Raw genomic sequence first — 5,848 nt, forward strand, 5'->3', positions numbered from 1 at the left:
TTTTCTTGTCAGACTCTCCGAACAACTCAGTCATCCGTCTCACCTGCCAACCGCAAGTATAGACACTTTCCTCACCCCCGTAGAGAAAGATGACAAAAAAATTGTCATCAAACCCCTCCCCCTCACTCCGGCCTCCAACGACATCCACGAACAACGCGGCCACATCGCATCCTGTTTGGTCGTAGATCTCCTGGAAACAGGTGGGGCTGGTGACGTTGATTTCTGTGACGCACGTACCGATCACGTCGACGCCGGCCAGCAGCAGTCCCCGGCTCTGAAGAACAGCGCCCAGCGATTGACCGATTTCCATGTCTCTTTCCGTCAAGGGCTTGGCGACGCCCTTGCCGCCCGCCGCCAGGTTGCCCCGGACCTCCGTGCCCTGGGGAATGCGCGCCAGGCAATAAGGAACAGGCTTTCCCCCGATGATGAGGATGCGTTTGTCGCCATCGACGATCTCCGGCAGGAATTTCTGCACCATCACGCTCTGCGAGCCCTCCTTGTTGAGGGTTTCGATGATGCTTCCCAGGTTCAGGCCATCCTCCTTCACGCGAAAGATGCCCATGCCCCCCATGCCGTCGAGCGGCTTGAGGATGATGTCCCGGTGTTCCGCATGGAAGCGGAGGATGTCTTCCGCATCCCGCGTTACCAGCGTGGGGCCGATGAACTCCGGAAACTCCATGATCGCCAGCTTCTCCGGATGGTCGCGCAGCGCCCGGGGCTTGTTGAACACGCGTGCGCCCTCCCTTTCTGCCTGCTCCAGCAGGTGGGTCGCGTAGAAATACTCACTGTCGAAAGGGGGGTCCTTGCGCATGAGCACACAACCGAAGCCTGCCAACGGCACTTCGCGGTGGCCCTGAACGGTAAACCACGCCTCGGGCTGCCCGGTGAGCACGATGTCCTGCACCCGCGCCATCACCTGCCCGCCGCGCTGCCACGCGATTTGCGAGGGCTGGCACACGGAAATCGCATGGCCGCGCCGCTGGGCCTCGCGCATCATGGCGAAGGTGGTGTCCTTGTAGATCTTGAAATGTTCGAGCGGATCGGCGATGAAGAGGATGTTCATGGTCTGCGAAAGGAAGGGATCGGCTATGCGCCCGGTGCGCGCTTGCGGCCGTACTGTTGCACAAATAGCGCGAGGCTGCCGGCCGCCACGCCCCAGAAGGCCGAACCGATGCCCGCAATGGCCACACCGCTCAGCGTGACGAGGAAGGTGATAACCGCCGCCTCCCGATGCGAATCCTCCTTGAGCGCCGACGCCAGGCCGGTGCCGATGGTGCCGAGCAGCGCCAGCCCCGCGATGGTGCTGACCAGCTCCTTCGGGAACGCGCTGAGCAACCCGGTGATGACCGCGCCGAAGATGCCGATCACGATGTACAGGAACCCGCAGGTGACGGCCGCGGTGTAGCGGCGGGTGCGGTCTTCATGCGCTTCGGGACCCATGCACAGGGCGGCGGTGATCGCGCTGAAGTTGAGCGCGAAGGCCCCGAAGGGCGCGAGCACGAGCGTGGCCAGGCCGGTCATGGTGACCAAACGCGAAACGGGCAACCGGTAGCCGGTCGCGCGCATGACCGCCACGCCCGGCAGGTTCTGCGACGCCATGGTGACCACGAAGAGCGGCAGCGCCAGGCTGATCAGCGCCGGCAGGCTGAACTGCGGCGCCATGAACACGGGCGCGGCCAGCTCGAAGTGTACGGCGGACCAGGCCATCTGCCCGCTGCCGGCCGAAAAAAGCCACGGCCACCGCGAGCGTCGCGACCACCGCATAGCGCGGCAGCAGCCGGCGCAGCACCAGATAGCAGACCAGCATGAGCAGCACCAGCGGCAGGGCGGTGTTGGCCGAGGCAAAGGCCTGCATGCCGAACCGGGCAAGCACGCCGGCCAGCAGCGCCGAGGCGATTTCCATGGGAATGCGGCCCATGATGCGCTCGAACCAGCCGGTGGCGCCGGCCAGCGCGATCAGCACCGCGCAGGCCATGAAGGCACCGACCGCCTCCCCCATGCTGAACCCGCCCGCGAGCCCCGCGGTGGCCAGGACGGCCGCGCCCGGCGTGGACCAGGCCACCATGACGGGCTGGCGCAGCAGCAGCGACGGCACCAGCGAACACAACCCCATCCCCAGGCCCAGGGCCCACATCCAGGAGGTGATCTGCGCCGGCGTGGCCTGGAACGCCTGGGCCGCCTGGAACACGATGGCCACCGAACTGGTGAAGCCCACCAGGACGGAAACGAAGCCTGCGGTAGCGGTCGAAAGGCTCAGGTCTTTGAAGAAGGACATGGGCCGCGATTCTGTCACCGGCCGCCGGCCCGACCTCGATCTGGTCGAATTGCTATTAACTTAATAGCAGCAAGGGCAATCAAACCGCCGGCATGCGGCAGAAAAGCCCATGAATTCTCAAATCTCGATCTTGGAGCCCAGTTCCACCACCGCATTGCCCGGCAGGTTCAGGAAGCCGGCGGCGCCGCTCGCGTTGTGGTGCATCTGCGCGAAGAGCTTCTCGCGCCACGGTGCCATGCCACTGCCGATCGTGGGGATGACGACATCGCGCGACAGGAAGTAGCTGGTGGTCATGGGTTCCAGCTCGCAGCCGCGCCCGCGCATCAGCGCCAGGGCGCCGGGCAGGTCGGGATCGTTCTTGAAGCCGTAGTGCACGATCACCTGCCAGCAGTCGCCGCCCAGGGGTTCGACCTGCAGCCGCCGGTCCAGCCCGATCCAGGGGACCTCGTGGCTGCGCACGGTCACGAACAGGTTCTGCTCGTGCAGCACCTTGTTGTGCTTGAGGTTGTGCAGCAGCGCATTGGGCACCGAGCCCGTCTCGGCCGTCAGGAAGACGGCGGTGCCGTCCACCCGGGTGGGCGGGCTGACGAAGACGGCGGTAAGGAAGTCGCGCAGGTCCAGGGAGTCGTCGCGCAGCTTTTCGTTGAGCAGCTCGCGCCCGCGCTTCCAGGTCATCATCAGGGTGAAGACGATGCCGCCGATCAGCAGCGGGAACCACCCGCCCTGGAACAGCTTGAGCAGGTTGGAACTGAAGAAGGCCAGGTCCACCACGAAGAACGAGCCCGTGGCCGCGACGCACAGGGCGAGCGGGTACTTCCAGCCGTACCGGATCACGAAGAAGGTGAGCACGGTGGTGATGAGCATGTCCAGCGTGACGGCGATGCCGTAGGCCGCCGCCAGGTTGCTGCTGGAGCGGAACATGACCACCGCCAGCACGATGGCGACGAACAGCATCCAGTTGACGAACGGGATGTAGATCTGGCCCGTGTCCCGCACGCTGGTGTGCAGGATGTTCAGGCGCGGCAGGTAGCCGAGCTGGATGACCTGCTTGGTCACGCTGAAGGCGCCGGTGATGAGCGCCTGCGAGGCGATGACGGTCGCCATGGTGGCCATGATGACCAGCGGGATCAGGGCCCAGTCGGGGGCCATCATGTAGAACGGGTTCTTCACCGCCTCGGGCTCGGCCAGCAGCAGCGCGCCCTGGCCGAAGTAGTTGATGGTGAGCGCCGGCATCGCCACGCTGAACCAGGCCAGGCGGATGGGTTTCTTGCCGAAGTGGCCCAGGTCGGCGTAGAGCGCCTCGGCGCCGGTCACGCACAGCACCACCGCGCCCAGCACGATGAAGCTGGTGCCCGGATTGTTCCAGATGAAGCCCAGCGCATGGTGCGGGCTCAGGGCGCCCAGGATTTCGGGGTGGCCGATGATGTGCGGAATGCCCAGGGCGGCCAGGCTCAGGAACCACACCAGGGTGATGGGCCCGAAATAGCGCCCGATGCCGCCGGTGCCGCGCTTTTGCACCGCGAACAGGCAAAACAGCACGACGAGGGTGAGGGGAATGACGGCCTTGCCGAAATGCGGCGATACCACTTCGAGCCCCTCGACCGCCGACAGCACCGAGATGGCCGGGGTGATGACCCCGTCGCCATAGAAGAGCGAGGTGCCGAAGATGCCGATGCACAGCAGCACGCTGCGCAGCCGGGGCTTGTCCTTCACCGCCTGGGAGGCCAGCGCCAGCATGGCGATGAGCCCGCCTTCCCCGTTGTTGTCGGCCCGCAGGACCAGCACCACGTATTTGAGCGAGACGATGGTGGTCAGCGTCCAGAAGAAGATGGACAGGATGCCGTAGACGTTCTGGGGCGTGAAGGCCACGTGTCCTGAGCCGAACACCTCCTTGACCGCATACAGCACGCTGGTGCCGATATCGCCATACACGACGCCGATGGCGCCCAGGGTGAGCGCCGCGAGCGAGGACTTGGAACTTTGCACAGACTGGCCCGCTGGCACCGGGGCCAACCGGGATTCCGATATTGGGGGACCGCTATTGTGGCGCGGCTCGCCCCCGATGGTTCGGCCCCCGCCCGGCTGTTGCAATGCAGCAACTGAGGCGGCCACGGCCGCCCCCTCCCCTGCCCGAGCGTGGCCGCGGGGCCGTCAGTCGTAGATCTCGGCCTCGGGGTTGGTGGCTTCCAGCTCGTAGCTGGCGGCGAGCATCGCCAGGCGCGCCACCACGCCATACATATAGAAGCGGTTGGGCGCGCTGGCGCCGGGGCGGGCGCCGGGCTGGGGCAGGTGCGTGCTGTGCTCGAAGGCCAGGGGCACGAAGCTCGCGCCGGGGGCGTTAAGGTTCTCGTCCACGCCGCGCTCGGCATGCATGCGGTAAAAGCCCCCGACCACGTAGCGGTCCATCATGTAGACGACCGGCTCGGCCACGGCCTCGTGCACCCGCTCCTGGGTGAGCACGCCTTCCTGGATGATCACGTCGCTCACCGCCTGCCCGTCCTTGATGACGGCCATCTTGTTCCGGGTCTTGCGGTTGAGCGCGTCCAGGTCCTTGGCGTCGCGCACGGTCATGATGCCCATGCCGTAGGTGCCGTTGTCGGCCTTCACGATGACGAAGGGCTTTTCGTTGATGCCGTATTCCTTGTACTTGCGGCGCACCTTGCCCAGCTGCGCATCGACGGCGGCGCGCAGCCCCTCCATGCCCGTGCCTTCGTTGAAGTCGACGCCTTCGCAGCGGCTGAACAGCGGGTTGATGAGCCACGGGTCGATGCCCAGCAGCTTGCCAAAGCGCTTGGACACTTCCTCGTAGCTCTGGAAATGGCGGCTCTTGCGGCGCACGCTCCAGCCGGCGTGCAGCGGCGGCAGCAGGTACTGCTCGTGGATGTCCTCCAGGATGCCCGGGGGGCCGGCCGAGAGGTCGTTGTTGAGCAAGATGGTGCAGGGGTCGAAGTTCTTGAGCCCCAGGCGCCCCTTGGTGCGGACCACGGGCTCAAGCGTGACGGAGTCGCCGTTGGGCAGGGTCACCGTGGTGGGCTTCTTGATCTCGGGGCTGATGGAGCCCACGCGCACGTTGAGCCCCGCCATGTTGAAGATGCGCTGCAGCTGGATCACGTTCGCCAGGTAGAACGTGTTGCGGCTGTGGTTCTCCGGCACGATGAGCAGGTTGCGGGCCTCGGGGCAGATCTTCTCGATGGCCGCCATGGCCGCCTGCACGGCCAGGGGCAGCATGTCGGTGGTCAGGTTGTTCCAGCCGCCGGGAAACAGGTTGGTGTCCACCGGAGCGAGCTTGAAGCCGGCATTGCGGATGTCCACCGACGTATAGAACGGGGGCGTGTGCTCCATCCACTCCAGGCGGAACCACCGCTCGATCGCGGGCATGGAATCGAGAATGCGCTGTTCGAGCTCGTTGATCGGTCCCGTGAGGGCGGTGATGAGATGCGGAACCATGAAAAGCCCTCGGAAGACGAAAGACGCGTTGAATTGTAGGGATATGGGGACGCGCCCCGGCTTCGCAACCCCGGCCGCCGGCTTTCGCCACCGGCGCGCCGCCCCGGCCCGCCCGGCCGCCGCCCC

2 protein-coding genes and 2 pseudogenes are annotated in these 5,848 nt (G+C 65.7%); all 4 read right to left on the reverse strand.

Going from position 1 to position 5,848, the window contains the following annotated elements:
• Window positions 1-136: 136 nt before the first annotated feature.
• Window positions 137-1,063, reverse strand: a pseudogene (gene gshB / locus AC27IO_RS19375) (glutathione synthase); the annotation flags it as partial.
• A 23-nt stretch (window positions 1,064-1,086) separates the two neighbouring features.
• A pseudogene (locus AC27IO_RS19380) lies at window positions 1,087-2,275 on the reverse strand (benzoate/H(+) symporter BenE family transporter).
• 117 nt (window positions 2,276-2,392) lie between these two features.
• On the reverse strand, window positions 2,393-4,261 hold the full coding sequence (locus AC27IO_RS19385; RefSeq protein ID WP_284401544.1) for a potassium transporter Kup: 1,869 nt from the start codon (window positions 4,259-4,261) through the stop codon (window positions 2,393-2,395).
• A 165-nt stretch (window positions 4,262-4,426) separates the two neighbouring features.
• Window positions 4,427-5,722, reverse strand: a complete 1,296-nt coding sequence (gshA, locus tag AC27IO_RS19390; RefSeq protein ID WP_272566777.1) for a glutamate--cysteine ligase — start codon at window positions 5,720-5,722, stop codon at window positions 4,427-4,429.
• Window positions 5,723-5,848: the final 126 nt, after the last annotated feature.

This window comes from Acidovorax sp. KNOB132, assembly GCF_057541515.1.